We start from the raw sequence: 24,275 nt of genomic DNA on the forward strand, positions 1-24,275 counted from the left end.
CAGCACGTCTTTGTGATCAAYCTSGAAAACAAGGGCTACGACTCGACCTGGGGCCCTGGTTCTCCGGCGCCGTATCTGTCCACAACATTGCGGTCCCAGGGAGTGCTGCTGAACCAGTATTACGGCACGGCGCACAATTCCCAGCCGAACTACGTCGCCCAGATTTCCGGGCAGGGTCCCAACCCGCAAATGCAGGCCGACTGCCAGACCTACTCGCCGTTCGCCGGAACCGGGACGGCCAGCCAGGGCCAAGCCATCGGTGACGGCTGTGTCTTCCCGGCCAGCGTGCCCACGGTCGCCGGGCAGCTGACCGGAGCCGGCAAGACGTGGAAAGGCTATATGGAAGACATGGGAACTCCATGCCGCCACCCGGCCCTCGGCGCTGTGGACGATACCCAGAAGGCCAAGCCGGGTGACCAATACGCCTCACGCCACAACCCGTTCGTCTATTTTGCCGGGATCACCGGCTCGCCGGACTGCGCCAAAAACGTCCTCGACCTCGCTGCGCTGAAGACCGACCTCGCCTCGGCGGCCACCACCCCCAACCTGTCCATGATCACCCCGAACCTCTGCCACGACGGCCACGACGCCCCGTGCGTGGACGGGCAGCCGGGCGGCCTGGCGAGCGCGGACGAGTGGCTCAAACAATGGGTTCCGGCCATCACCTCGTCCCCGGCGTTCAAGCAGGACGGCGTCCTGGTGATCACGTTCGACGAATCCGACGGGCCGCAGTCCGACGCGAGCGCCTGCTGCGGCGAAACCGCCGGGCCCAACTCCCCCGCGCCGGGCATCACCGGCCCCGGCGGAGGCCGCGTCGGCGCATTGGTGATCTCGCCCTTCACCAGGGGCGGCACCTGGTCCACCACTCCCTACAACCACTACAGCCTGTTGGGCAGCATCGAAGAGACCTTTGGACTGCCGTACTTGGGCTTCGCGGGGGCGCCCGGCCTCAACCGCTTCGGACTCGACGTCTACAACGCAGGCGCCTAGGGGTGATCGACGGCGAGTCAAGGCAGGCGGCGCTCCGGCTACGACTTCGCGTTGAAGACATCCGCGCCGAAGCTGTTCAGGCCCGGCGCCCCCGCGTAGCCCAGGCGCGGCAGGGAGAACGCGTCTTCGATGCTGGCGAGGAGGCTGAAATGGTTGTACGCACGGTCCGACGTCGTACCGCCGTGGGTGAACGGCGAGAGCACCAGCGCACCAATCTTGCCGCCGGCCGTTCCGCCGGGCAGCAGTCCCGACGGCCCCACCGTCTTGCCTTCGGATTCATCGAAGGTGATGACCAGCATCCCGTCCTTCTGGAAGGCCGGGGAATTCAGGATTGCCGGGACCTGCTGGCTCAACCAGCTGTCGGAGGCGGCCAGTCCGCCTTCGCTGCCATCGACGCAGGGGTTGTCGTGGCCGTCGTTGCAAAGATTGGGCGAAATGTAGGACAGGTTCGGCGTGGTGTCCACGGACTGGAGGTCGGTCTGCAGTTCACCAAAGTCCACCACATTGCTCTGGCAATCCGGTGACGAGGTGATGGCCTCGAAGTATACGAACGGATTGTGCCGTGTGGCGTATTGATCGCCCACCTTGGCGCCCTGGCTGGAGTCCTTGCCGCCAAGTTTGGGATGGCGGCAAGGCGTCCCCATGTCTTCCATGTAGCCCTTCCAGGTCTTTCCGGCGGCGCTCAGCTGCCCGGCCACCGTGGGGACCGACGCCGGATAGACACAGCCGGTCCCTTCCGCCTGGCCCAGCGCGGCCGTCCCGGTCATTTGGAACGCCGCATATGTTGGGCAGTCCTCACGGGTCATGGGGTTTGAGGCCTGCCCGGAAATCTGGGCAAGGTAGTTCGGGTTCGAGTTGTGGGCGATCCCGTAGTAATCGGACAGCAGGACGCCCTGGCTTCGAAGAGTCTCCGACAGGTAAGGGGCCTTGGAGCCGGCGCCCCACACTTCGTTGTAGCCCTTGTTTTCCAGATTAATCACGAACACGTGCCCTGGCTTCGACCTGGTCCCCGCCGTGGCCGTGCCTCCGGCGGTGGGAGTCGGACCGCCCGCGGTCGGAGTCGAACCCCCGCCGGCGGTCGGAGCCGTGCCCCCGCCTGTCGGAGTCGGACCACCGCCTGGCGGAGTCGGCTGGCAGGCCGCAGCCGACACCACCAGGAGGGCTGCTACCAGCAGCCGTGCAGCGATTCGAGGGCGGGATATCGTGACATTCCGGCTCATGGATTCCGGCTTTCTGATTGACCGATCAGCGTGGCATTTGCGGTTCAGTGGTTGAACTCTTTCACGCGGCGATCAAGAAAACCCGGAAGGTCCCTCCACAGTCGCTGGGAATGAGCCGCCGGAAAACATTGCCCGGCGGTCTCAGGCCTTTCGCTGGGCGACGGCGCCGGCGAGCGAGGCCAGGCCCTTTTCGAAGTCGGAGCCGACCATCTTGTCCATGTTCATGAACAGGGCGAAGACCTTGCCGATGCCCTTATTTTCCCCGGTCATGGTCCAGGTAACCTCGGTGCCGTTGGCTGAAGGCGCGAACGTGAACGAGGTGGGATTGACTGCCTTGAAAGGCTTGCTGAATTCCAGGCGGATCTTGATGGTGCGGGGCTCGGCGGAATCGACGATTTCCATCGTGCCCGCGCCGGCCTTGCGGTTCCCGCTCCAGGCGTACTTGGCCCCTACTCCGGAATCGCTGCCGGAGTAGCTCCGTTCCATGGCAGGATCCACGGCCTCCCAGGGGGACCATTTGGTCCATTCGTGGAAGCTGTTGACCAGCGGAAAGATGTCCTGGGCCGGGGCGGCAATGACTGYGCTGCGGGTGACTTCATAGGTAGACATGCCGTAATCCTAGGCGGTTACCGGCCAAATTAGACACCTGACCTGCGGATTTATGCCGTCTCGGCCGGCGCCTCCGTCAGGTCGACCACTTGCGATGCCGCATTCTTTTTGACTGACTCGACACCGCCCATGGCGCTTGCCTTGGTCTTATAGCTCTGCGACGAGGCGATCACCTCGCCGTTGGCGGCCTTGAGCCGGAACCGGAATCCGCCGGATTTGTCCTTATAGACCTCATATTTGCCAGCCATGGTGCATCCCTGATTTCTCCATGAGTGTGGCCGGCCGGGGAAGCCGGCACGGGAAAGACTATCGCTGCCGGATTCCCCTGACCAGAGTCAATCGGCTCGCGGCTTCTCAGCCCTTCAGGACACCCACCGGCACCCGGAAGTCCCGCGTTCCGCGGCGCCGGCTTCGACTGAACCCGAGCCAGCCACTACGCTCGGAAAATGGGAATCATGCGCAAGGCACTCGCCGCCGTCGTTGTGCTGATGGCCGGCCTTCTCGGCGGAACTTCCGCCGCGCTCGCCGTGACGCCGACCGCCGTCGTGGTTGAAGACCGTGCGGGGGTTTTGGACCAGCGGACGCTGCTGCCGGCAGTACAGTCCACCGACTTTTACGAGCCGACCAAAGTCGCGATCTACACGTACAACGGCACGGCCACAGACAACCTGAACGAGGAAGTGCTGCGTTTCGCCCGCACCGAACACCCCGAATGGATCAGCGCCGACGGGCAGAAGTGGGCGGACGGGCTGTTCATCTTTGCCCTCGATCCGGTGGGCCGGCATGTGGGGACGTACATGGGTGAGGACCGCAAAGTCTCGCCCGAACAGCGCGAGGACATCCAGAATGCCTCCAAGGAGCTGCTCCGCGACGCGCAATGGACCGACGGCACCATTGCCGGGATACGCCGCGGCGCCGAACTGATCAACCAGCCGTGGTATCGCTCCACAGCCTTCCTTGTCACGGCGTGGGCGGCCGTGATTGCCGCAGTCTGCGGTGCCGCAGCGTGGCTGATCGTGCGGTGGCGGACCCGGGTGTCCAGCCGGACGGAACTTGCCCGGGGCGACGCCAGCTACGCCAACGTCAGCATGGACCTGCAGGTCACCGAGCTGAACGCCAGTACCATCCCCGAGTCGTCCCGGTATGGGGGCACGGTCCTGGAGAAACACCGCACGTTCGTGAACCGTTACAACACAACCACCGAACTTTCCAACCACGTGCATGCCTTCAGCAGCCGGGACCTTAGCCGCAGGCAGAACCTCAAACTGGTCCGAAGCTACGCCGACGCCGCGGCCGAACTCGACGCGCTGGACGACGTGATCGCCGATACCAATGCCCTGCTCAACCGTGGCTCATCCTGGCCTGCAGCCTGGGACCGCCAGCTCGCACCTTTCCGCAGGGACCTCGACGGCCTGGAAGAGGTGCTCAGCCAGCGCCGCGCAGAGGGAAGCTCGGCCTCGGCCGCTGCACTGAGGTCCTTCCGCGATGAAAGCCGGCGTGAACTAGAAAGCTGGTCCTCGGAACTGGCGGACGGTTCAATCACACCCGAGACAGCCCTGGACCGGCTGCGTGACGCCCGGACCCACCTGTCGGAGCTCCTGAAGAATCACGCCGACACCCTGATCGGCGCCTTTGCACGCAACGACAAGGAAGCCGGGCTCATGCGCCAGGAAATGGAAAGCGCGCAGGCGGGAAGCAAGGCCAGATACGGCCGCGCGTACGAGCCGAGCATCCTCGGAACGGTATACCCGTCCTACTACTTCTTTTCGGTCCCGAGCTTCAACACCGGCTTCCACACCGGCGTCAGCAGCGTCAGCTCCGCGCGCGGCGGTGCCGCCACCACCGGGTACGGGTCCAGCGGCGGCAGCTTCTCCGGGTCCGGGAGTTCCTCGAGTTTCTAGGGCCCGCTCGCGGCCCGCTCGACGACGAAATCACCACCCGGGAACATGATGGTCTCGTGGCCGTCGTCGAACCTGACGAGGTACGGCGGCGCACCCTCGGACCCCCTCACTTCAAGGATCAGGCCGTGCCGGTCCGTGGACTCGACCGTGGTTCCCCGAATGATGATGCGGTCCCCTGCGACTGCTTTCATGGCGATCACCTGTATCCCTATTGACGCCTGCGTGCCCGAAGATCATTATGACTCTTGACGGCTGGGGGGCGCTATGGCATTGGATTGAGGAGCCGCGCCGTGAATACCAACCGGGCATTTTGCCAAGCAGCAAAAGCGTTAAGCACCCTTTTCACGGAGATCGGTTCCGCGGCCCCATCGCGCCGCCGGCTCCCCTCGTTGACCGGGCCCGTCGGCCCCGGCCACAGGCGACGCCGACGCCCTGATATTCACTCCGCCAGCCCGGGCAGCACTGTGGGACCAGCGGGGTACCGGCCATGATGGCCGCAATCGTCCGCTGGACTCTGCAGTTCCGGCTCCTGGTGCTGGCCGCCGCGGCAGGAATCCTTGCCCTGGGGCTCACCAACCTGCCGAGCATGTCCGTGGACGCCTTCCCGGAATTCGCCCCGCCGCAGGTGGAGATCCAGACTGAAGCCCTGGGACTCTCGGCCGCCGAGGTTGAGCAACTCATCACCTCCCCCATGGAGGCCGACCTGCTGAACGGGGTGGCCTGGGTTGAGGCGATCAGGTCCAAGTCCGTTCCAGGCCTGTCGTCGATCCAGATGGTTTTCAAGCCGGGGACCGATATCTTGCGGGCACGCCAGCTCGTCTCTGAACGGCTGACGCAGGCCCGCGCTCTGCCCAATGTTTCGGCGGCTCCAGTGCTCATGCAGCCGCTGTCCTCGACCAGCCGGGTCATGATGGTCCGGCTGACATCCAAGAACATGTCGGCGATCGACATGTCCGTCCTGGCCCGCTGGACGATGAAACCCGGACTCCTTGCCGTTCCCGGCGTCGCGAACGTGGCGATCTGGGGCCTTCGCGACCAGCAGCTTCAAGTCCTGGTGGATCCGGCGCAGCTCGAGGCCAAGGGCGTCACGCTTGACGAAGTCATCAAGACAACCGGCAACTCCGTCTGGGTTTCGCCATTGAGCTACCTTGAGGCATCGACGCCGGGCACCGGCGGCTTCTTCGAAACAGGCCACCAGCGGATCGGCGTCCAGCACGTCCTGCCAATCACCACGCCGGAGGACCTGGGACAGGTTCCCCTCCAGGGGCCGGCCGGCCATCTCCTGCTTAAGGACGTGGCCACGGTATCCACCGACCACCAACCCCTGATCGGCGACGCGCTGCTCGGCAACGAAGCCGAGCTGCTGCTGGTGATCGAGAAGTTCCCGGAGACCAACACGATGGACGTGACCCGGGGCGTTGACGAGGTCCTCCAGGAGCTCCAGCCCGGCTTGCCCGGAGTCACGGTCGATACCAGCGTCTACCGGCAGGCGTCGTTCATCGACGAAGAGGTCGGGACGCTCGGCGTCGCTGCGCTGATCTCACTGCTGCTGATCGTTGCCATGTTTGGCGCGTTCTTCCGTTCGTGGCGGACGGCGCTGATCAGCCTGATCACGATTCCCGTGTCGCTGACCGCGGCAGCGCTTGTGCTCGATCTGCGCGGCACCGGGATGAACACCATGGTCCTGGCCGGCATGGTGCTGGCCCTGGCCGTCATGGTAGGCGACGTTGCCGAAGACCTGAACGGCATTGCCCGGGCACGCAGTGCCGCCGCCAGGGCATCCGCTGGGGCAGATACCGCATCCGGGGACGGCAGACCCGAGACCGGCCAGGCACCGGCCCAGGACCAGGCCCGCCGCGACTCAGTGATCCCTGGCGCCCTGCGGGCAGCCCGCACGCCAATCCTGTACTCGCTGCTGATCATGGCGCTGGCCGTCGTGCCTGCGTTCTTCATTGCCGGTGAGAACGGCGCCCTGTTCGGACCTTTGGTCCAGAGCTACCTGCTCGCGCTGGTCGTCTCGATGATCGTGGCATTGACGGTCACGGCTGCACTCGCGTTCGTCCTTCCGGTCGGTTCCAAGGCTCCGGAACGCCGTTCCCTGGCGCGGCTGCAAGGCGCGTACGGCCGGGCCGTGACGCGCCTCATGCGAAAGACGCGGTGGGTATTCGCCGCGGCGGCGGTGGTTGCGCTGGCCGGACTGGCCCTAGCACCCCAGCTGGCCGGGACACAGCCCGTGGTGCCGGTGCTGGCTGACAAGACCCTGGTGGTGCACTGGAGCGCCATGGCCGGCACGTCGGACCAGGAAATGAGCCGGATCACCGAGGCCGCAGCCACGGAACTGCGCTCGGTGCAGGGCGTTGCCAACGTCGGAGGACACATCGGGCGTGCGATCACCTCGGACCAGGTCGGTGACGTCAGCTCCGGCGAGCTCTGGGTGACGGTGGCCCCCGACGCGTCCTACGCCGACACGGCCGCCGCCGTCGACCGCGTGATCGCCGGCTATGCCGGCCTGACCAGCAAAGTCTCCACGTACCCGCAGGAACGCATCGACCAGATCCGGGAAGAAGCGGACAGCGGCTTTGCCGTCCGGGTCTTTGGCCTGGACCCGGCGATCCTGCGGCAGAAGGCCGGGGAGGTGAAGCAGATTCTTGAGCACACAGCCGGTGTGGTCAATCCCCACATCGACCTGCCCCCCGAACAGCCGATCGCCGAGGTCAAGGTGGACCTCGCCGCTGCCCAAAAGGCCGGGGTCGTCCCCGGTGATGTACGGCGCGCGGCGGCCGCTTTGCTGCAGGGCATCGAAGTCGGCAACCTCTACGAACAGCAGAAGGTCTTCTCGGTCATCGTCAAGGGCAATGCTGCCACGCACAGCAGCCTGGACAGCGTCCGCAACCTGATCATCGACACCCCCAGCGGCGGGCACGCCCGCCTCGGCGACATCGCGCAAGTGACCATGGTGGGCAACGAGTCCGTGATCCTGCACGATGACACCTCCCGGCGCGTCGATGTGAAGGCCGAGATCCAGGGCCGCCCGCTGGACGACATCCAGAAGGACATCAACACGGCCCTGCAGCAGATGCAGTTCCCGATTTCCTACCACGCGGAGGTCCTCGCCCAGTACGCCCAGCAGCAAAGCAACTACCAGTGGCTATGGCTGCTCGCGGCGGTCGCCGCGGCCGGCATCCTGGTGTTGCTGCAGACGGCGACGGGGAGCTGGCGGCTCGCCGCCCCGCTCTTCCTGGGCCTGATCCTGGCATTGTCCGGTGGCGTGCTGGCCGCCCAGGCCACGGGCGGAATCAACTCCCTTGTGGCCCTGGTCGCCTTCGCCGCGGTGCTGGGAATCGCCGTCCGCGGCGCCCTCCTGCTGACAGGCCAGGTCCGGAGCCTGCGGGCAACGGACGCTTCGGCGCCGTGGCCGGCGCTGGTGGTCCGCGGAACCAAGGAGAGACTGGGACCCGTCCTGATGTCGACCGTGATTACAGCCCTGGCGCTGCTGCCCCTGGTCCTTCTGGGTGGCGTGGTCGGAACTGAAATTATCCTGCCGCTCGCCGTGATCATCTGGGGCGGCCTGCTGACAACAACCTTCTTCACCCTGTTTGTTGTGCCTGCTGTCCTGCTTCGGTTCGAGCCGAAGGAAGCACCCAGCGCGCGGAGCGGCCAGGGCAAAGCTGCACGGACTGAAAGCCAGGATGCGTCATGAACTCCATACCATCGCCGCGGGGCAACAAGGCCGCGGGAGTCATCATTGCAGCGTTCGTGACCGTATTCATGGCATTCGGGGTCGCAGGCTGCGCCCAGGCGCCGGCGGCCGCACCGTCCGAGGGCGAACCGGCGGCGATCGCCGAAGTCCCCGGCACGGACCTTCACCGGCTCACCCTCACCGAGCACGCGATCGAACGGGTCGGGATCGCGACAGCGGTGATTGCCACGGATCCCCAAACCGGAAAGCTCACTGTCCCCTACGGGGCCGTACTCTACGACAGTTCGGGCAAGGCGTGGGTCTATGCCAACCCTGAACCGCGGGTCTATGTCCGCCAATCGATCACGGTCCAGCGCATCAACGGCGACGTCGCCGTCCTGACGGACGGGCCGCCGGCCGGGACCGTAGTGGTCACCACAGGTGCGGAGGAACTTCTCGGCACCGAATTTGATACGGCCGAGTGACATGCGCTGGCTCATCGGGATCAGCCTCCGTTTCAAGACGGTCGTTGTTGCCCTCGCGTGCGCCGTGATGCTGCTCGGTTCCCTGCAGCTCGGTTCCGCGTCTGTGGATGTCTTCCCGGAATTCGCCCCGCCACGGGTGGAAATCCAGACAGCGTGCCTCGGGTTGACCGCCCAGGAAGTCGAAGAGCTCGTCAGCGTGCCGATCGAGGCCGCGGTGAGCGGGATGCCCGGCCTGGACGAGATACGGTCCAAGTCCGTGCCCCAGCTGTCCTCGATCGTGCTGCTCTTCCATCAGGGCACTGACCTGCTCAACGCCCGCCAGCTCGTCTCGGAACGGATGGCCTCGGTAACCGCGGCGCTGCCCACCTGGGCGGCACCGCCGGTGATGCTCCAGCCGCTGTCCGCGACCAGCCGCGTGATGAAGATCGGCATGACGTCCTCGGAACATTCGCTCATCGAAATGTCCATGCTCTCCTACTGGACCATCCGGGCCCGGCTGCTGCGGGTGCCCGGCGTGGCCAATGTGGCCATCTGGGGCGAGCGGCTCCAGATGCTTCAGGTCCAGGTGGAACCGGACAAGCTCAAGGCCCAGAACGTCTCCCTCAACCAGGTGATGGAAGTCACTGCCGGCGCTCTCGACGCCGGGCTGCTGAAATACTCGCCTGGCCGGTTCATCGGAACGGGCGGCTTCATCGACAGCCCGACCCAGAGAATGGGGATCCGCCACGTCCAGCCGATCCAGACGCCCGCTGATCTGGCCCAGGTGACCATCCGGGAAAAGGACGGGGTCGCACTGCATCTGGGCGATGTGGCCCAGGTTGTTGAGGACCATCAGCCACTGATCGGTGACGCCGTGATCAACAACGGGCACGGGCTCATGTTGATCGTCGAGAAGCTGCCGTGGGGCAACACGCTCGACGTGACCAAGGGCGTGGAGGAGGCTCTCCACGAGCTGCAGCCGGGCCTGAGTGGCATCAACTTCGACACCACGATCTTCCGGCCCGCCAGCTTTGTTGAGGAGGCGATCTCCAACCTCAGCATTGCGCTGCTGCTGGGCTGCCTGCTGGTTGTCATGATCCTTGTGGCGTTCCTCTTCCAGTGGCGCACGGCCCTGATCAGCATCGTCGCCATTCCGTTGTCCCTGCTCACCGCGGCCCTGGTGCTCTACTACACCTCCAGTGCGATTAACACGATGGTGCTCGCGGGGCTGGTCATCGCCGTCGGCGTCGTGGTCGATGACGCGATCATCGACGTCGAGAACATCATGCGCCGGCTCCGGCAGAGACGCGCCGAAGGCAGTGACGAATCGTCCGCATCGGTGGTCTTGAAGGCCTCCCTGGAGATGCGGAGCCCGATCGTCTACGCGACCCTGATCATTGTGGTCGCCGCGGTGCCGATCTTCTTCCTCGACGGGCTGACCGGCGTCTTCTTCCGGCCCCTGGCCGTCTCTTACACACTGGCTGTCCTGGCCTCCATGCTCGTGGCGCTGACCGTGACGCCGGCCCTCGCGCTGATTCTGCTGGGCAACGCCAAACTGCAAGAACGCGACGCGCCGCTGGTCCGCGTGCTCAAACGCGGCTACCACGCTGCCCTCTCCAAGGCCATGAACCGGCCCCGGCTCGGCTACGCAGGCTTTGGCGTGCTGGCGGTGGTGGGCCTTGTTCTCGCTCCCCTGATGGGCTCGTCCCTGTTCCCCACGTTCAAGGAGCGGGACTTCCTGATGCACTGGATCGCGGAACCGGGAACCTCGGCCGCGGAAGAGTTCAGGATCTCCCAGCGTGGCTGTGAGGAAYTCCTGAAGGTCCCCGGCGTCCTGAACTGCGGCACGCATATCGGGCAGGCATTCGCCGCGGACGAGATCGTCGGTGTCAACGCCGGCGAACACTGGATCAGCATCGACCGCCACGCCGACTACGACGAGACGGTGGCCGCTGTGGAGGAAGTAGTCAAGGGATACCCGGGGCTGCACCGTGACGTCCAGACSTATCTGAAGGAGCGGATCGAAGAGGTCATCACCGGCGCCAGCGATCCCATACTGGTCCGGGTCTACGGAGACGATCTCAACGTCCTCCGGGAACAGGCTCAGCGGGTCAAGACCATCATGGACTCGATCCAGGGCACCCATAACCCGCATGTCTCCCTTGAAGTGGAAGTCCCCCAGATCGCCGTCACGGTCAACCTGGCCGCGGCGCAGAAGTACGGCCTCAAACCGGGTGACGTCCGGCGCGCGGCCGCGACGCTCGTGGCGGGCGAGGAAGTCGGCGACGTCTTCCGGGACGGCCGGGCTTACGACGTCCAGGTCTGGAGCACCCCGGCCACCCGATCCTCCATCACCAGCATCGAGGACCTGCCCATCGACACCCCCAGTGGAACGCGGGTGCGGCTCGCCGACGTCGCGGACGTGAGCCTGCAGGCGACGCCGAACCAGATCGACCGCACGAACGGTTCCCGCCGTGTGGAGGTGGGGTCCTTCCTGGCCGATGGAGCAGACCTGGGAACCGTGGCCAGCGAGCTGAAGTCGCGGCTGGCCACCATGGATCTGCCGACCGGCTACAGCGTGCAGCTGCTGGGCGAATACACCGAGCGCGAGGCGGCGACGAACCGTCTGATGATCTACTCCGCGGCGGCACTTGTCCTGATCCTCCTGCTGCTGCAGGCGTCCTTCCGGAGCTGGCGACTGGCAGTCCTGTCGCTGCTCACGCTGCCGGTAGCCCTGGTGGGCGGGGTCATTGCCGCCTACATGACCGGCGGGGTCCTGTCCCTGGGGTCCCTGGTTGGCTTCCTTACGGTGATGGGGATCGCCGCGCGCAACGGTATCCTGCTGATCAACCACTGCCAGCATCTGGAAACCTATGAAGGCGAGACTTTTGGCCGGGCCTTGGTGATGCGGGGGGCGGCCGAGCGGCTGTCGCCGATTCTTATGACCACCCTGGCCACCGGCCTGGCCCTCGTGCCCYTGGTTGTCATGGGCAATATCCCGGGCCATGAAATCGAACACCCCATGGCCGTTGTGATCCTGGGCGGCCTGATCACCTCCACCCTGCTGAACCTGTTCATCGTTCCCTCGCTCTACCTCCGATTCGCCAAGTCGAAGAAGACTCGTGAGCGGGAACGCGCAGCCGCCGGGCCGGTGACCGTCTGACCGCGGCCAGAGTCCGCACCGGAACGCCTTAAAGGAAAATCCGATGTTCCGCAAGAGCATTGCCGTTCTCAGTTGTCTCGTAGCACTGCCGCTGTCAGTCGTCACGGCCGGCACCGCCCAGGCCGGGACGGCACCGGCCGGCGCACCGGCCGGTGCCGCGAGCGACTGCGGACCGGGCTCACTCCCCGACTTCCGTGCTGATCTGTTCCCTCACGATCCGGAGGTGGACAACACCTGGCTGCCCATGAAACCGGGAACCCGCTCCGAGTTCACCGGCAAGGTCACAGACCTCACCACGAGCCCGCCGGAGGTCCACACCCACCGTGTGGTGTCCATCGTCACGGGCCTGACCAAAGTGGTGGATGGAGTCCGCGCGGTAGTCCTGTGGGACCGCGACTACTCCGACGGTGCCCTGGAAGAATCCGAACTGGCCTTCTTCGCCCAGACCAGGAAGGGCGCGGTCTGGCTGTTTGGCGAGTATCCGGAGGAGTTTGAATCCGGAAAATTTGCCGGCGCCCCCAGCACATTCATCGCAGGAGTCGCGAAGGCCCGGGCCGGCATTGCCATGCTGGCGCACCCCTCCAAGGAAGTTGGTACCTATACAGAGGGGTCAGCACCCTCCATTGATTTCCTGGACTGCGGGCAGGTGGTCAGCAAGAAGGCCAACATCCTGAAGGTCGACGAGTTCAACCCCCTCGAGGGAGCGGCGGCCGGTCACCAGCAGAAGTACTACCGCGCCGGGGAGGGCAGTTTCAAGGTAACGGCTTCCGGTGGGGACAGCCAGGAATCCCTGGACCTCACCTCCATCACGACGCTGGATGAGTCTGCCCTGGCCGCCGTCAACAAGCGGGCGCTGGCGCAGGACCGCCACGGCTACCAAGTGAGCCCTGGCGTGTACGGCACCACGGAAAGAGCGACCGAAAGGTCCACCGGATCCTGTGGCCGGTCCTGAAGGCCGCGAGCACTCTCAGAACAACGCGGCGGTCACGGTCCGGGTGAGTTCCTGGATGATCCGGGTCCGCGGGCCCATGTCCGAGTAGTTCTTGCCGCAGGTGTACACGACGAACACGAAGGCCCGGCCGTCCTTGACCAGGACACTGGAATCGTGGAGGTTTCCAAACAGCAGCCCGTACTTGTGAAAAACCCCGACGCCCGGCGGAACTGCCGGAGGTATCAGCGTCTCGAAGTTGGTGTTCTGCATGTAGGACAGGAGCTGGGCGGTGTGAGCCGGGTTGAGCAGCTCCCCGGTGTAGAGCAGCTGGAGGGTCCGGGCCATTTCCGCGGGGGTCAGCAGGTTCACCGTAAAGTCGTACGTGATCCCGATCGAGGCCGCGTAGTCCGTGATACCCCGCTGGCCGACCGCACGCAGGATCAGCGTCCATGAATCGTTGTTGCTTTGCTGGACCATCTGCCGGATCTGGGCCCCTGCGGTCGAGCCACCCAGCGGAGCGGCCAGTGAGGCCCGCCCGGTCTCGACCAGGTGGTAGTAGGCCGACGCGGCGAGGATCTTGGCCGTACTGGCCGCCACAAACTTTTCCTGGACCCCGTAGCCGTGGACCACGCCGTCCGAAAGATCGATCAATGACACCCCCAGCGCATACGCGCTGTTGGCCTGGATGATCCCGCTGATCTGGGCGTCGAGTTCGGGGCCGATGGCCGGCACCGCGACGACGGCGGCAGGCAGTTCAGCCGGCTTCGTCGCGGCCGGTGCTTGGGCCACAGCCGCCGGGGCGGGGCTTGCAACCGGTGAAGCACCCGCAGGCGCGGGAAGGTCAGACGGCGCAGATCCACGGGGCGCGGTCAAGGGGGACGCTACGACGTTCACATCTGCGGCGGTCCCAGCTGCGGTGGCACCAGGCGTGGCCGCGGCTGCCGCCAAATCGGTTGGCACCCCCGCCTGGACGGTCGCAAAAACGCTGCCGGCAGCCACAAGAGCAACCGCGACGGCGGCCGCCGTCAGGTGCTGCGGGCGGAACCTCCACTTGTGTGGTCGTACGGGCCGGGATCCGGCCTGCGATCCGTCGTCCGCGCGGTGGCCGCCGGACCCATAGTGGCGTGGCGGCGGTTCAGTCATCCGGACCTGCCCCGGGCATCTGCGCGGAATCGTGCGCCGGCATCATTCCTCCCCCGAAAGGTGATGGACCGCGGTGGGGCCATAGAGTTCCTGCATTGTGCACGGTCCCGGCATCCCGCACAAGAGCCGGCTCTTGGGAAAAACTGGGCCATCAAACCTGATTCCTGCCCGGAAAAATTCTCCGTTGCAGGTCAGCGCGCTAAAGCCGCGGCGTACTCTGGAGAAAACCGAGGAGCGAAGATGCGAAAAATCGTCATGGTCATGCAGGTGTCACTTGACGGATTCTTCGAGGGGCCGGACCGCGACATCAGCTGGCACATGGTGGACGAAGAATTGCACCGCCACATGAACGAAAAGCTGGCCCCCATGGGCGCCTTCCTGGAGGGCCGCGTCACATACGAACTGATGGAAGGCTACTGGCCGACCGCGGACGAGGACCCCGACATCAGTCCAGTGATGGCCGACTTCGCCCGCATCTGGCGGGACATGCCCAAGTTCGTCTACTCCCGGACTCTGACCACGGCCGGCCCGAACGCAACTGTGGTCCGGGAGGTAGTGCCGGAAGAAGTCCTGGCCCTGAAGTCGCAGCCGGGCGGGGACATGGCGGTCGGCGGGGCGGACCTGGGCGATACGTTCCGGCGGCTCGGGCTGATCGACGAATACTGGGTGTACGTCCAACCGGTTCTGATTGGACGGGGCAGGCCCATGTTCAAGGATGCAGGCAGCAGGGCCCAGCTCCGGCTGCTGGAGACGCACACTTTTGGCAACGGCGTGACGCTGCTGCGCTACGCCCCCTAGCCGGGGGCCGGTTCTTTCTTAAGCGTTTCTTAAACGCCTGGCGGGAGAGTGGGAGTCGGTGCCTTTTCGGGCGCCCGTTGTCCCGACCCGGAGGTTCCCATGACTGGACCCGTCCCTGTTAGACGCCTTGAACGCGATGCAGCACCAAACAGCGCAGCACCAAACAGCGCAGCACCAACTATCGCAGCACCAAACCCCGAAGCACCGCACCGCACCGACGTTACGCGTCCCGCCGCGGAGCCGCGGCTGTGGGCCCTCCCCCATATCCGCCATTGGCTGCTGTGGGGCGTCCTGCTGTCCGCTGCCGTCCTGGCACTGGGCTTGGGGGCGCAGCTGACGCCGGGCTTTAGCGCCACGGAGATCGGAGCGGACCAGGACCTCAGCCAGCATCACTCCCCAGCCCTGACCGCCGTGGCGATGGCGCTGAATGTCGTCTTTGGTCCGGTGGTGGGCCTCGCACTGATCGGCGCCGCRGCTCTGTGCATCTGGCTCTTCCGCGGCGGCCTGCTCAAGGCGGTAGCGTTCGGGCTCGTGGCARTTTCCGGCTGGGTGGCCAGTGAAATCTTCAAGATCATCGTGGCCCGCCAGCGGCCMAACCCCGCCCTGCTGTTCGATCCCCTGGCTCCGGAAACGGGCTCGGACAGTTTCCCGAGCGGCCATGTGTCCTGTGCGGTGGCCGTTGGTTTCGCGCTCTTCTTCCTGGCCCGCGGAACCCGCTGGGCCAAGATCACCGCGTTCGGCGCGGCCGCGCTGGCACTCGTCGTCGCCTGGTCGCGGCTGTACATCGGTGTCCACTACCCCACCGATGTGGCAGCTTCATTTCTGGCCACGAGCGCTGCAGTTGTCCTGCTCACGGGACTCTGGAACGTTGTGACGCCCTGGCTGGCGGCCCGGCGTCGCGCCCCTTCCGCCGTGCGGTCGCTGAAGACTGAGAGGAACTGAGAATGCACGCTGTGGACGTTTTTGCCCTCCTTCCGGCCGCCCACGCCGCCGGGACACCCTCGCTGCTGGACCCGGCAAGCYTGCTCGCCGGGCTGGGCCCGGCCGCCTTGGGTGTCATCGCGCTCATGGTCTTCATCGAATCGGGCGTGCTKTTTCCCTTYCTGCCCGGGGACTCGTTGCTGTTCACCGCAGGCCTGCTGCACCAGCAGCTGCACGTGACGTTGCCGGTGCTGATCGGCGTCGTCACCGCGGCTGCCGTCGCCGGGGACCAGGTYGGTTACATGCTGGGGCGGAAATTTGGCCGGCGATGGTTCAAGGACGATGCCCGCATCCTGAAGACAGCACACCTGACCTCCACGGAAGACTTCTTCCGCCGCCACGGCGGCGCCGCCGTCGTACTGGCCCGCTTCGTCCCCATGGTCAGGACGTTTGCTCCGCTGACCGCCGGGATCGCACGCTATGAGTACAAGTACTTCACCCTCTGGAACGTCATTGGCGCGGTGGCATGGTCCGTYTCCGTGACGATGCTGGGCACCTGGCTGGGACACTTTGACATCATCGCCCGSAAYATCGACGTCATCGCCGTCGCCATGGTCCTGGTCTCGGTGGTGCCGGGGGTCGTGCATTTCCTCAAGCGCCGCCGCAACATTCGGCGCGCCGACGCCACAGCAGACGCCACTACGGGCGACACGGCGGAGGCAACAGGCGACGGACTGCGGACTGTGGAAATGGCCGCGGAAGAATAGTTGGCATGAGAACCGCTGACCGACCGTCCCTGCTGCTCGTCGAGGACGATGCCGTCCTGGGGCCACTCATCGCCGAGCTCCTCGATCCGGACTACCGGGTCCAGCTGGTCACCAACGGCCGTGATGGCCTCCACCACGGGCTGACCGGSGCCTGGGACGTCATGGTGATCGACCGCGGGCTGCCCGTGATGGACGGCATCGCCCTCATCGCAGCGCTGCGGTCGAAAGGCATTGCCACGCCCATCCTGATCCTGACCGCCCTGGGCGACGCCGACGAGAAGGTCAGGGGCCTGGACGCGGGGGCCAACGACTACGTGACCAAGCCCTTCGACGCCGGCGAACTGGCCGCCCGCCTGCGCGCCCTGACGCGCACTTTCCCTTCTCCGGCCCCGGCTCAGGTGATGATCGGGGACTGGGAACTGGACCCGACGCAGCGCTCCGTCCGGTCCGTCTACGGGCACACGGTGGCGCTGACCGCGAAAGAATGCCAGCTGCTGGCAGCCCTGGCAGCGGAACCCGGCCGCGTGTTCACCCGGGACGAGCTCCTCGCGGCGTACTTCCACGCCTCGGACCAGCCCGGCGTGATCGATACCTATGTTCATCACCTGCGCCGGAAGATTTCCAAGGCCGTCATCCGTACGGTTCACGGCGTCGGTTACCAGATTGGCGACGCTCATGAATAACGGCGGGATCTCCAGCGGAAACCCGGACCACTCGATACTGCGCAARGCCTCGCTCAAAGTCGCGCTGCGGATCAGCGCCGCGTGCGCAGTCATGGTCCTCGGCCTCCTCGCCGCCACGGCGCTCTACCTCATGAATCAGCTGGCCCATCCTGAAGTGCCCGGCTCGGCAGCGGCGGGGACGGCCTACGCGTACCTGGATTCCAAGGATCTCCTCGAAGCCATGGTCATCGCCGGGGTGGCGGGAATCCTGCTGGCCGGCACTCTCGGGTGGCTCAGCGCGCGCAGCGCCATCCGCCCCCTCGGTGATGCCCTGGCCCGGCAACGGCGCTTCGTCCAGGACGCAAGCCACGAATTGCGAACACCCTTGACCATCCTGGACACCAGGATCCAACTCGCCCAGCGCAACACGGTGCCCGGCTCCAGGCAAAGCCAGGACCTGGCCCGGATCCGGGAGGACGCTGCGACGCTGACCGGCATTGTCAACGAACTGCTGCTCGCCGCGACGGCGGACGCCCCGGACCGCTCCGCACCCCCTGCCGATCTGGCCGACGCCGCCGCAGGCGTCGCCGGCAGCCTCCAATTGGTGGCAGACCAGCGCGAGGTCCGCATGGATTTCTCCGCCGACGCCCGGCCGTTGGCCCGCATCGAGAAGAAYGCGCTGCGCCGTGCCGTGCTGGCCCTGGCGGACAATGCCCTCGCCCACACTCCTCCGGGCGGCCGGGTGACCATCAGGACCTCGATCGAGCAGAACAGCGCAGTGATCACCGTCGCGGACACAGGAACCGGGATTACCGGCGTGGACCAGGCCCGGATCTTTGACCGCTTCGTCCGGACCGCCAGCACCGGCGGCTCACACGGACAGCGGAGCTTTGGCATCGGCCTGGCTTTGGTCCGGGAGATCGCCGTCGCCGCTGGCGGCGCCGTCGAGGTGGCTGCGACTGGAGCCGAGGGAACGGTCATGAAGATGACGCTTCCGCTGGCCGGAAGCGGTAATGCCTGAAGTGGTGTGCCCCTGGACCKSCACGGGAATGCTGGCAGATAGGACGGCAGACGCAGAAGAGACCGGCGATCGATTGCCCCCAAAGGAAATCGATCGCCGGTCTTTCCGGGTTGCCTGGCCCCGGGAGGGCTGTTTGGCCCCTACAGGAATAGGAGCGCTGGATTAGGCGCGGACGAAAGTCACGCCACCGGTCGCGGTGAGCCAGGACAGCGGGTGGACCATCGTCTGGTTCTTACCGTTCATGCCACCACTGACGACCTGGCCGTTGCCGGCGTAGATGCCAACGTGGCCGGACTGGACCACCATGTCGCCAGGCTGCGGGGTGCCAACAATGGTTCCGAGGCCAAGGAACGCCCGGGGACCGATGTCACCAACCGGCTTGCCTGCCGCGCCAAGGGCCTTTTCGACCATGGCCGTGCAGTCCTGGGTGATGCCCACCTGGCTGTAGGCGGCGGAGAGCATGATGGCGTTGCGTCCGCCGGCGGGGGCCGCGGCCGGTGCGGCGGCGGGWGCSGCCTGCACCTGCACTGTTGCCTTAGGTGCTGCTGCSGGCGCTGCCGCCSGGGCAGCTGCGGGAGCCGGTGCCGCGGCAACAGGCTGTTCGATGACCGGCGCGGCGACGGAAGCCACCGCGGGGCGGTCGAAGCTGATCTTGACGCTGGAATCGGCGTTGACGGGGGCGCTGACCTGTCCCGCTACGTCCACCTTGGAGGCCGGAGCGGAGTCCCGCTGCACGGGTGTCGAGGCGGCGTTGGCGGCCATCGAGCCCGTCAGCACCAGCCCGGAGGCGGCGGCGAGAATGGCGCTATGGCGCGCAAAAGTACTGATTGAAGACATGGATGTAGCCTCTCCCAATGCCTGCGAGGTGAGCTGTCGGATTCGGATGGGAGTCACCCGGCCGCACTCCCGGGCCCGTCATGGCGGGCGCTGTGCGGCTTCACCCCAAGACCTGCGTGTCAGCAGGCCAAAAGTGGTTTCCCCGTCTCTGCCGGCGTCGATGCGAGTTACCCCCGGGGCCGCGGCAGAGTTAGGCAATCGGCTGGGGAGCGCCTGTATCGGAGAAACAAGCACCTAACCACCGTAACGCGAACCGCACGCCAATGTCACATTCAGGTAACGGAGGCCACAGTGCAGTCCGTCGGTTGCCCATGGGGCGGGGCCGCATCCGAACGTAGGATGATGCCATCAGCACCACCTCGAAGCGGAGGCCCGAAATGAACAGCCTGTGTGTCGCCATCTGCCAGTTGAGCAGCCAGCCCAAGGAGGATTTCGACGTCAATACCGAGCTGCTGATCCTGGACGGCCGGGACGTCCATGTGGCCACCTGGGATGCGGAACCTCGTGACAGGGGCTTCGATGAACACGTCCTCAATGACCGGGTGGACTCGCTAGGCTACATGGTTGTCAATGACTGGGCCTTCCTGGAGGGAAAGGCCTACGCCGTGGTGGAACGGCGGTCAGCGACGAGCCAGGTCCGGGGCGGTGAGCCGTGACGTTCCTGTCCCTGGCGCTGATCGCCGTCGTCGCACTGGCCGGCCCGCTCCTGGCGCTGCCGGTGCGCTGGCACTTGCCGGTAGTGCTGGGCGAACTGCTGGCCGGCATCGTGATCGGGCGCTCGGGCCTGGCCCTGGTTGATCCGGCGGACCCGACGTTCAGCCTGCTGGCCAATATCGGGTTTGCGCTGATGATGTTTGTGGCCGGAACCCATGTTCCCGTGCGGGATCCGCAGATCCGCTCCGCCCTCGGCAGTGGTTCCCGCCGCGCCGCTGCGGGCGCGGCGGCAGCGGTGGCGGTCGGAACCGGCATAGGCCTGCTCTTCGGGACTGGACATGCTCCCCTCTACGCCGTCCTGCTGGCATCCTCCTCAGCCGCGCTGGTCCTGCCGATCATCGATTCCCTCCGCCTCGGCGGACCCCATGTCATCTCCATGACCGCGCAGGTGGCCATCGCGGACGTAGCCTGCATAGTGGCGCTGCCGCTCATGGTGGACCCGCCGCACGCGCTCCGGGCGGCGCTGGGCGTGCTCACGGTGACCGGCTGCGCGGTGGTTCTCTTTGTCGTACTGCGCTGGCTCGATCGCAGGGGAATCAACGGGCGCATGCACCGACTTTCCGAAAGCCGCAAGTTTGCCCTCGAGCTGCGGATCCAGCTGGTGGTTCTCTTCGCCCTGGCCGCGGTCGCGACGTGGAGCAACGTGTCCGTGATGTTGGCAGGCTTTTCCCTCGGCCTGGCGGTGGCCGCCGTCGGCGAACCGAGGCGGTTGGCCCGGCAACTGTTCGCCCTCAGCGACGGCTTCCTTGGGCCACTGTTCTTCGTCTGGCTGGGCGCATCACTGACCCTCAAGGACCTGGCCGGACATCCGGACATGATCGCCCTCGGTGTGGCGCTGGGCGTCGGCGCCCTGTTGACGCACGCCTCCCTGGTGGTACTGGGGCTCCCGCTGCCCCTCGGAGTGCTGTCGGCGGCTCAACTCGGCATACCTGCCGCGGCGGCGAGCATCGGGACGCAGCTCCAGGTCCTGCTCCCGGGCGAGGCCGCGGCCCTGCTGGTGGGCGCGCTGGTCACCATAGCCGCGAGCGCCGTCGCCGGGTCACGGGCCGCCAGGGGTTTCTCCCTGCCCGCAAAAGCCGGCGGCAGGTCCGGCGATACCGGCAGCGCCGTAGGACCAAGTGGACCAAGCGGACCGGGAGGGCCGGGAGGGCCGGGAGGGCCGGGAGGGCCGAAAGACTGAACGCGGCTACGGGCTGGGCGTCCGCCAGACGGCACCGTCCTGCCGTGCCGGACGGAGGGTTCCGGGAGTCACCCCACGGGTGTGAATTGCAGCTCGGGTCGCCTCTTGGCCATCTCGGCGCGGACGTGGAACACCGCTTCCCGGACCGCACCGGCGTCGTCGTCGGCGTCGAACGTCCCGGAAGGCTCGCCGAGCACCGCGGTGGCGTGACGGAYGAACCGGTCCCAGTCCCCCGCCCCGGAGCGCAGCGCCAGCAACGGCGAGAGCAGCGCGGCCCGGCGCAGCCAGGTATCGGGCTCGCGCACCCAGCGGTCCAGCACGCTGTCGGCCCGCACCCTGGCCAGGACGTCGAGCCCGTCCACCAGGGGCCCGACGACGTCGACGGCGAGCGGATCCACGAGGTCCCGCAGCCGCGCCTCCCGGATGAAGCCCTCCAGCCGGGTGAGGTCGGTGTTGGTCAGCAGCTTCACATTGGCCTGCAGCAGCACCACGGCGGCCAGGCGGCGCTCGAAAACCGGCGCCGTGGACAGCTGCGAGCCCCACAGTTCGGAACTCAGCGCCGTGATCTCATCGCGGGACAGCCCGGGATAGCGGCGGCCGGCATCCCTGACGGTCCCGCGCACGGCACCCACGGAGGCACCGTAGTACCGGAGTCCACGGCCTCCCGGCTCCTGTTCCAGCCGGGACTGCAGCTCGTCGGCACGGCGCCAGGAACCCTCACGCTGCAGTGCGAGGTCAATGAATTCGCCAGCATCACTCACGCGTCCATTCTTTCCCCTCCCGGCTCGGGGTGGAAACGCGGGGCATCTTCGCCTTGATCGGCCGGCCGGGCTTATCTGCCTAGACTGATATGGCAAGTCTCCGATCGAAAGCGGTTCACGCAACCATGCACACCAAGCTGACACTCGCCGCCGCACTCTCCGCCATGACGCTGGCGGTGGCAGCGTGCGCTGGCCCCGGGCCGTCTACTGCACCCTCTACCGCACCGCCGCCTGAGTCTCCCGCGACATCCGCGGCGCCGGCCCCGGATTTTGCGCTGGACATCGCGGGGGCGCCGGGTCGGATCGCCCAGGCCGGTCTCGCGGTGCTGACGGCGGAGGGCAACGTGGACCACTATCACGCGCATCTGGACGTGCTGAAAGACGGCAAGCCTGTCGCGGTGCCGGCCAACATCGGCATAACGGCGGGACCCGACSACAGGGCCAACGGCATCTCGGCGCTGCACACCCACGACACCACAGGCGTGGTGCACATCGAATCCCCCACCGCGGGCCAGGTCTTTAGCCTCGGGCAACTCCTCACGGAATGGGGTGTCCTCGGTGGCAGCGGCGCCCCGGGCACTGGAACGGGTCCGCTGGACGGCTGGACCCTCTACGTGAACGGCGAGAAGTACAACGCCGGGATCCGGGACCTGCCTCTGAAGGCGCACGACGAGATCGTCCTGTCCTACGGCACCGCGCCGGCGAAGATCCAGGCCTCCTACGATTTCCCGCCTGGAGAGTGAAGCGAGCAAGGGCGGATGCAGGCTGCACGCCCCGCCGCGCCGTAYTTATGCACAATTGTGCAGCAGTCTGACCAATTAGCCCCACTGGCAGCAGCCCACCATAAAAGCCTGCACGAACGTGCAAAGAAGCGATATCTGCGGAACGCCCTTCCTAGCATGAAGTGATAGAAGTGAGCCGGATCACTACGGGGCTGATCGCCTACCTCACTTCCCATCACACAGACCGTCACCGATGACGCGTCCAACCGAAGAGGTACTCCGTGTCCTACCCCAGAACGCCCGCAGCACTCGCCGCGCTGGCAACCACAACCCTGGCGCTGGCTTCCGCAGCCCTGATGGGCATGCCGGCAGCCCAGGCCGCTACCACCGACGTTTCGCCACCGGGCGCCAACGACTGGACCTGCAAGCCCTCGGCAGCCCACCCCTACCCGGTAATCCTGGTACCGGGGACCTTTGAGAGCATGGCAAAAAACTGGGCCACGATGTCGCCGGCCCTCAAGAACCAGGGCTACTGCGTTTACGCGCTGAACTACGGTGCCACCAACGGCATCGACGCCACCGGGCCGGTCGCAGACTCGGCCCGGCAGCTCGCCCCTTTCGTCGATAAGGTGCTGACCTCGACGGGTGCGGCCAAGGTTGATCTCGTGGGCCACAGCCAGGGCGGCATGATGCCGCGCTACTACCTTGGATTCCTTGGCGGAGCTAGCAAGGTGAACCACCTCGTGGGCATCGCGCCGTCCAACCACGGCACCCGCGGGCTGATCACCCCCGCGCCGGGCGACGTTCCGCCGGCGACTTCAGTGGGAGGGTCCAATTGCCAGGCCTGCGCCGACCAGCAGGCAGGTTCACCATTCCTCACCAAGCTCAACTCCATTGGCGACACCGTTACCGGTCCCGCGTATACGGTAATCTCCACGACGCACGACGAGGTGGTGACCCCGTACTCCAGCCAATTCCTCACCGGCYCKGCCGGGCGGGTTACCAACATCACGATCCAAGATAAGTGCCCGGCCGATGTAATTGACCATGACCAGGCCCCCAACGACCCGGTCACCCAGCGTCTCGTCTCCGACGCCCTTGGGCAGCCGGCCGGCCACCCGGGCAACCCGGCATATCAGCCCAGCTGTCTGTAGCGACGGTTTGTAGCGGCGGGGCCTCGGGGGCGCCGGCAGCCTGCGGAAGGCGGCCGTGCGTCCCCGTGCCGGGAGGTGGTTGGGAGGTTTGCGACCTAGGTAACGTTCCGGTAACGTAAGCGACTGGCCGTGAAGGCCCGGCCCGAATGCAGGGCCCCGGACGCCCATATGCCGGCCCCGGTTGCGCCGTTCGGCGTCTGCTCGCCCATGCTCTTGAGGCACGGGCCGGATGAAGCTTCCAGCACTCGCCGACGCCCTGGCTGCGACGGTTGTGTGTGCCAGTCACCAAGCCCGGAGGGGTCCGTTGTTTAAGCAAACACCGTTCAAAAAAGCACAGCCCAAGAACCAGCAGCTCAACAAGGTCGCCATCGCGCTGACCTTGGGTGCGCTGTCCTTGACCGGGTGCAGCGCCGCGCCCACGGCCGAAGCCGCAGCCGCTTCCCCGGCTACCCAGCCTTCGGGCCACGCCGCCGCTTCMACGTCCTCGGCGGCCACCAGCCCTCAGGCGGCGGCGACGCGGTCTGCCGCCAAACCCGTCAGCAGTGCCTCAGCCGCGCCGGCGGCTGCCGGAGTTGAAGCGGCAGCGTCGGCCGCCGTCGCGCCCGCGGCACCAGAAGCTCCGACCGTCGGCGCTGGCG

General features: G+C 66.3%; 22 protein-coding genes and 1 riboswitch. Of the genes, 15 read left to right on the forward strand and 7 right to left on the reverse strand.

The annotated features are described in order from the left end of the window. A partial coding sequence (locus AC1DEY_RS20945; RefSeq protein ID WP_476869660.1) for an alkaline phosphatase family protein occupies positions 1-990 on the forward strand: 990 nt, incomplete at its 5' end. Between the two features lie 38 nt (positions 991-1,028). Here AC1DEY_RS20945 and AC1DEY_RS20950 read toward each other — a convergent pair. The 3 genes from AC1DEY_RS20950 to AC1DEY_RS20960 form a co-directional block, all read right to left on the reverse strand. After that, positions 1,029-1,970 carry an alkaline phosphatase family protein gene (locus AC1DEY_RS20950; protein WP_476869661.1) on the reverse strand — a complete coding sequence of 314 codons (942 nt, stop codon included), beginning with the start codon at positions 1,968-1,970 and terminating at the stop codon, positions 1,029-1,031. 381 nt (positions 1,971-2,351) lie between these two features. Further along, the gene (locus AC1DEY_RS20955; protein ID WP_476869662.1) at positions 2,352-2,819 is read right to left on the reverse strand and encodes an SRPBCC family protein; all 468 of its coding nucleotides are present in this window, start codon (positions 2,817-2,819) and stop codon (positions 2,352-2,354) included. A gap of 50 nt (positions 2,820-2,869) precedes the next feature. Continuing rightward, positions 2,870-3,067 (reverse strand): YegP family protein, encoded by a 198-nt coding sequence (locus AC1DEY_RS20960; protein WP_441408846.1) that lies wholly within the window; start codon positions 3,065-3,067, stop codon positions 2,870-2,872. A gap of 198 nt (positions 3,068-3,265) precedes the next feature. Between AC1DEY_RS20960 and AC1DEY_RS20965 the strand changes: the two genes are divergently transcribed. After that, positions 3,266-4,720 carry a DUF5129 domain-containing protein gene (locus AC1DEY_RS20965; RefSeq protein WP_476869663.1) on the forward strand — a complete coding sequence of 485 codons (1,455 nt, stop codon included), beginning with the start codon at positions 3,266-3,268 and terminating at the stop codon, positions 4,718-4,720. On the opposite strand, the gene AC1DEY_RS20970 is transcribed toward AC1DEY_RS20965, so the two are convergent. Continuing rightward, a complete protein-coding gene (locus tag AC1DEY_RS20970) occupies positions 4,717-4,911 on the reverse strand; it encodes a DUF1918 domain-containing protein (protein WP_441408844.1) in 195 nt (64 codons plus the stop codon). The genes AC1DEY_RS20965 and AC1DEY_RS20970 overlap by 4 nt on opposite strands. Positions 4,912-5,207: 296 nt before the next feature. Here AC1DEY_RS20970 and AC1DEY_RS20975 point away from each other — a divergent pair, with 296 nt between their 5' ends. The 4 genes from AC1DEY_RS20975 to AC1DEY_RS20990 are packed head-to-tail and all read left to right on the forward strand — an operon-like array spanning position 5,208 to position 12,978. Continuing rightward, positions 5,208-8,420 carry an efflux RND transporter permease subunit gene (locus AC1DEY_RS20975; protein WP_476869664.1) on the forward strand — a complete coding sequence of 1,071 codons (3,213 nt, stop codon included), beginning with the start codon at positions 5,208-5,210 and terminating at the stop codon, positions 8,418-8,420. After that, the gene (locus AC1DEY_RS20980; RefSeq protein ID WP_476869665.1) at positions 8,417-8,884 is read left to right on the forward strand and encodes a hypothetical protein; all 468 of its coding nucleotides are present in this window, start codon (positions 8,417-8,419) and stop codon (positions 8,882-8,884) included. The genes AC1DEY_RS20975 and AC1DEY_RS20980 overlap by 4 nt, the downstream gene beginning before the upstream one ends. A gap of 1 nt (position 8,885) precedes the next feature. Then, a complete protein-coding gene (locus AC1DEY_RS20985; RefSeq protein WP_476869666.1) occupies positions 8,886-12,026 on the forward strand; it encodes an efflux RND transporter permease subunit in 3,141 nt (1,046 codons plus the stop codon). A 43-nt stretch (positions 12,027-12,069) separates the two neighbouring features. Further along, positions 12,070-12,978, forward strand: coding sequence for a hypothetical protein (locus AC1DEY_RS20990; protein ID WP_476869667.1), 909 nt, complete (start codon positions 12,070-12,072; stop codon positions 12,976-12,978). Between the two features lie 15 nt (positions 12,979-12,993). On the opposite strand, the gene AC1DEY_RS20995 is transcribed toward AC1DEY_RS20990, so the two are convergent. Then, positions 12,994-13,746, reverse strand: a complete 753-nt coding sequence (locus AC1DEY_RS20995; protein ID WP_476869668.1) for a serine hydrolase — start codon at positions 13,744-13,746, stop codon at positions 12,994-12,996. Positions 13,747-14,340: 594 nt separating this feature from the next. On the opposite strand from AC1DEY_RS20995, the gene AC1DEY_RS21000 reads away from it, so the two are divergent. From AC1DEY_RS21000 to AC1DEY_RS21020, 5 genes are all read left to right on the forward strand, one after another. Then, a complete protein-coding gene (locus AC1DEY_RS21000) occupies positions 14,341-14,898 on the forward strand; it encodes a dihydrofolate reductase family protein (RefSeq protein WP_476869669.1) in 558 nt (185 codons plus the stop codon). 99 nt (positions 14,899-14,997) lie between these two features. Further along, positions 14,998-15,840 carry a phosphatase PAP2 family protein gene (locus AC1DEY_RS21005; RefSeq protein ID WP_476869670.1) on the forward strand — a complete coding sequence of 281 codons (843 nt, stop codon included), beginning with the start codon at positions 14,998-15,000 and terminating at the stop codon, positions 15,838-15,840. A gap of 2 nt (positions 15,841-15,842) precedes the next feature. Continuing rightward, positions 15,843-16,586 carry a DedA family protein gene (locus tag AC1DEY_RS21010; RefSeq protein ID WP_476869671.1) on the forward strand — a complete coding sequence of 248 codons (744 nt, stop codon included), beginning with the start codon at positions 15,843-15,845 and terminating at the stop codon, positions 16,584-16,586. Positions 16,587-16,591: 5 nt separating this feature from the next. Further along, the gene (locus AC1DEY_RS21015) at positions 16,592-17,269 is read left to right on the forward strand and encodes a response regulator transcription factor (RefSeq protein ID WP_476869672.1); all 678 of its coding nucleotides are present in this window, start codon (positions 16,592-16,594) and stop codon (positions 17,267-17,269) included. Beyond that, the gene (locus AC1DEY_RS21020; protein ID WP_476869673.1) at positions 17,262-18,269 is read left to right on the forward strand and encodes a sensor histidine kinase; all 1,008 of its coding nucleotides are present in this window, start codon (positions 17,262-17,264) and stop codon (positions 18,267-18,269) included. Before AC1DEY_RS21015 ends, AC1DEY_RS21020 begins: the two co-directional genes overlap by 8 nt. A 162-nt stretch (positions 18,270-18,431) precedes the next feature. On the opposite strand, the gene AC1DEY_RS21025 is transcribed toward AC1DEY_RS21020, so the two are convergent. Continuing rightward, positions 18,432-19,106 carry a hypothetical protein gene (locus AC1DEY_RS21025; RefSeq protein ID WP_476869674.1) on the reverse strand — a complete coding sequence of 225 codons (675 nt, stop codon included), beginning with the start codon at positions 19,104-19,106 and terminating at the stop codon, positions 18,432-18,434. Between the two features lie 4 nt (positions 19,107-19,110). Continuing rightward, positions 19,111-19,310, reverse strand: a riboswitch (cyclic di-AMP (ydaO/yuaA leader). Between the two features lie 173 nt (positions 19,311-19,483). On the opposite strand from AC1DEY_RS21025, the gene AC1DEY_RS21030 reads away from it, so the two are divergent. Both AC1DEY_RS21030 and AC1DEY_RS21035 read left to right on the forward strand, forming a co-directional pair. Continuing rightward, entirely contained in the window at positions 19,484-19,762 is a 279-nt protein-coding gene (locus AC1DEY_RS21030) for a hypothetical protein (RefSeq protein ID WP_476869675.1), read from the forward strand. After that, positions 19,759-21,000, forward strand: coding sequence for a cation:proton antiporter (locus tag AC1DEY_RS21035; RefSeq protein ID WP_476869676.1), 1,242 nt, complete (start codon positions 19,759-19,761; stop codon positions 20,998-21,000). The genes AC1DEY_RS21030 and AC1DEY_RS21035 overlap by 4 nt, the downstream gene beginning before the upstream one ends. A 68-nt stretch (positions 21,001-21,068) precedes the next feature. Here AC1DEY_RS21035 and AC1DEY_RS21040 read toward each other — a convergent pair whose 3' ends face one another. Beyond that, complete coding sequence (locus tag AC1DEY_RS21040; protein WP_476869677.1) at positions 21,069-21,761, reverse strand: DNA alkylation repair protein; 693 nt, start codon at positions 21,759-21,761, stop codon at positions 21,069-21,071. A 125-nt stretch (positions 21,762-21,886) separates the two neighbouring features. On the opposite strand from AC1DEY_RS21040, the gene AC1DEY_RS21045 reads away from it, so the two are divergent. Continuing rightward, positions 21,887-22,504, forward strand: a complete 618-nt coding sequence (locus AC1DEY_RS21045; RefSeq protein ID WP_476869678.1) for a DUF4430 domain-containing protein — start codon at positions 21,887-21,889, stop codon at positions 22,502-22,504. A 335-nt stretch (positions 22,505-22,839) separates the two neighbouring features. After that, positions 22,840-23,637, forward strand: a complete 798-nt coding sequence (locus AC1DEY_RS21050) for an esterase/lipase family protein (RefSeq protein ID WP_476869679.1) — start codon at positions 22,840-22,842, stop codon at positions 23,635-23,637. The last annotated feature ends 638 nt before the right edge of the window (positions 23,638-24,275 follow it).

The sequence above is a fragment of the Arthrobacter sp. 05T47 genome (genome assembly GCF_056395825.1).

Coding starts and splice junctions, on each gene's coding strand:
- AC1DEY_RS20960 (WP_441408846.1), bottom strand. CDS start 3,067: ATGGCTGGCAAATATGAGGTCTATAAGGACAAATCCGGCGGATTCCGG.
- AC1DEY_RS20965 (WP_476869663.1), top strand. CDS start 3,266: ATGGGAATCATGCGCAAGGCACTCGCCGCCGTCGTTGTGCTGATGGCC.
- AC1DEY_RS20970 (WP_441408844.1), bottom strand. CDS start 4,911: ATGAAAGCAGTCGCAGGGGACCGCATCATCATTCGGGGAACCACGGTC.
- AC1DEY_RS20975 (WP_476869664.1), top strand. CDS start 5,208: ATGATGGCCGCAATCGTCCGCTGGACTCTGCAGTTCCGGCTCCTGGTG.
- AC1DEY_RS20980 (WP_476869665.1), top strand. CDS start 8,417: ATGAACTCCATACCATCGCCGCGGGGCAACAAGGCCGCGGGAGTCATC.
- AC1DEY_RS20990 (WP_476869667.1), top strand. CDS start 12,070: ATGTTCCGCAAGAGCATTGCCGTTCTCAGTTGTCTCGTAGCACTGCCG.
- AC1DEY_RS21000 (WP_476869669.1), top strand. CDS start 14,341: ATGCGAAAAATCGTCATGGTCATGCAGGTGTCACTTGACGGATTCTTC.
- AC1DEY_RS21030 (WP_476869675.1), top strand. CDS start 19,484: ATGAACAGCCTGTGTGTCGCCATCTGCCAGTTGAGCAGCCAGCCCAAG.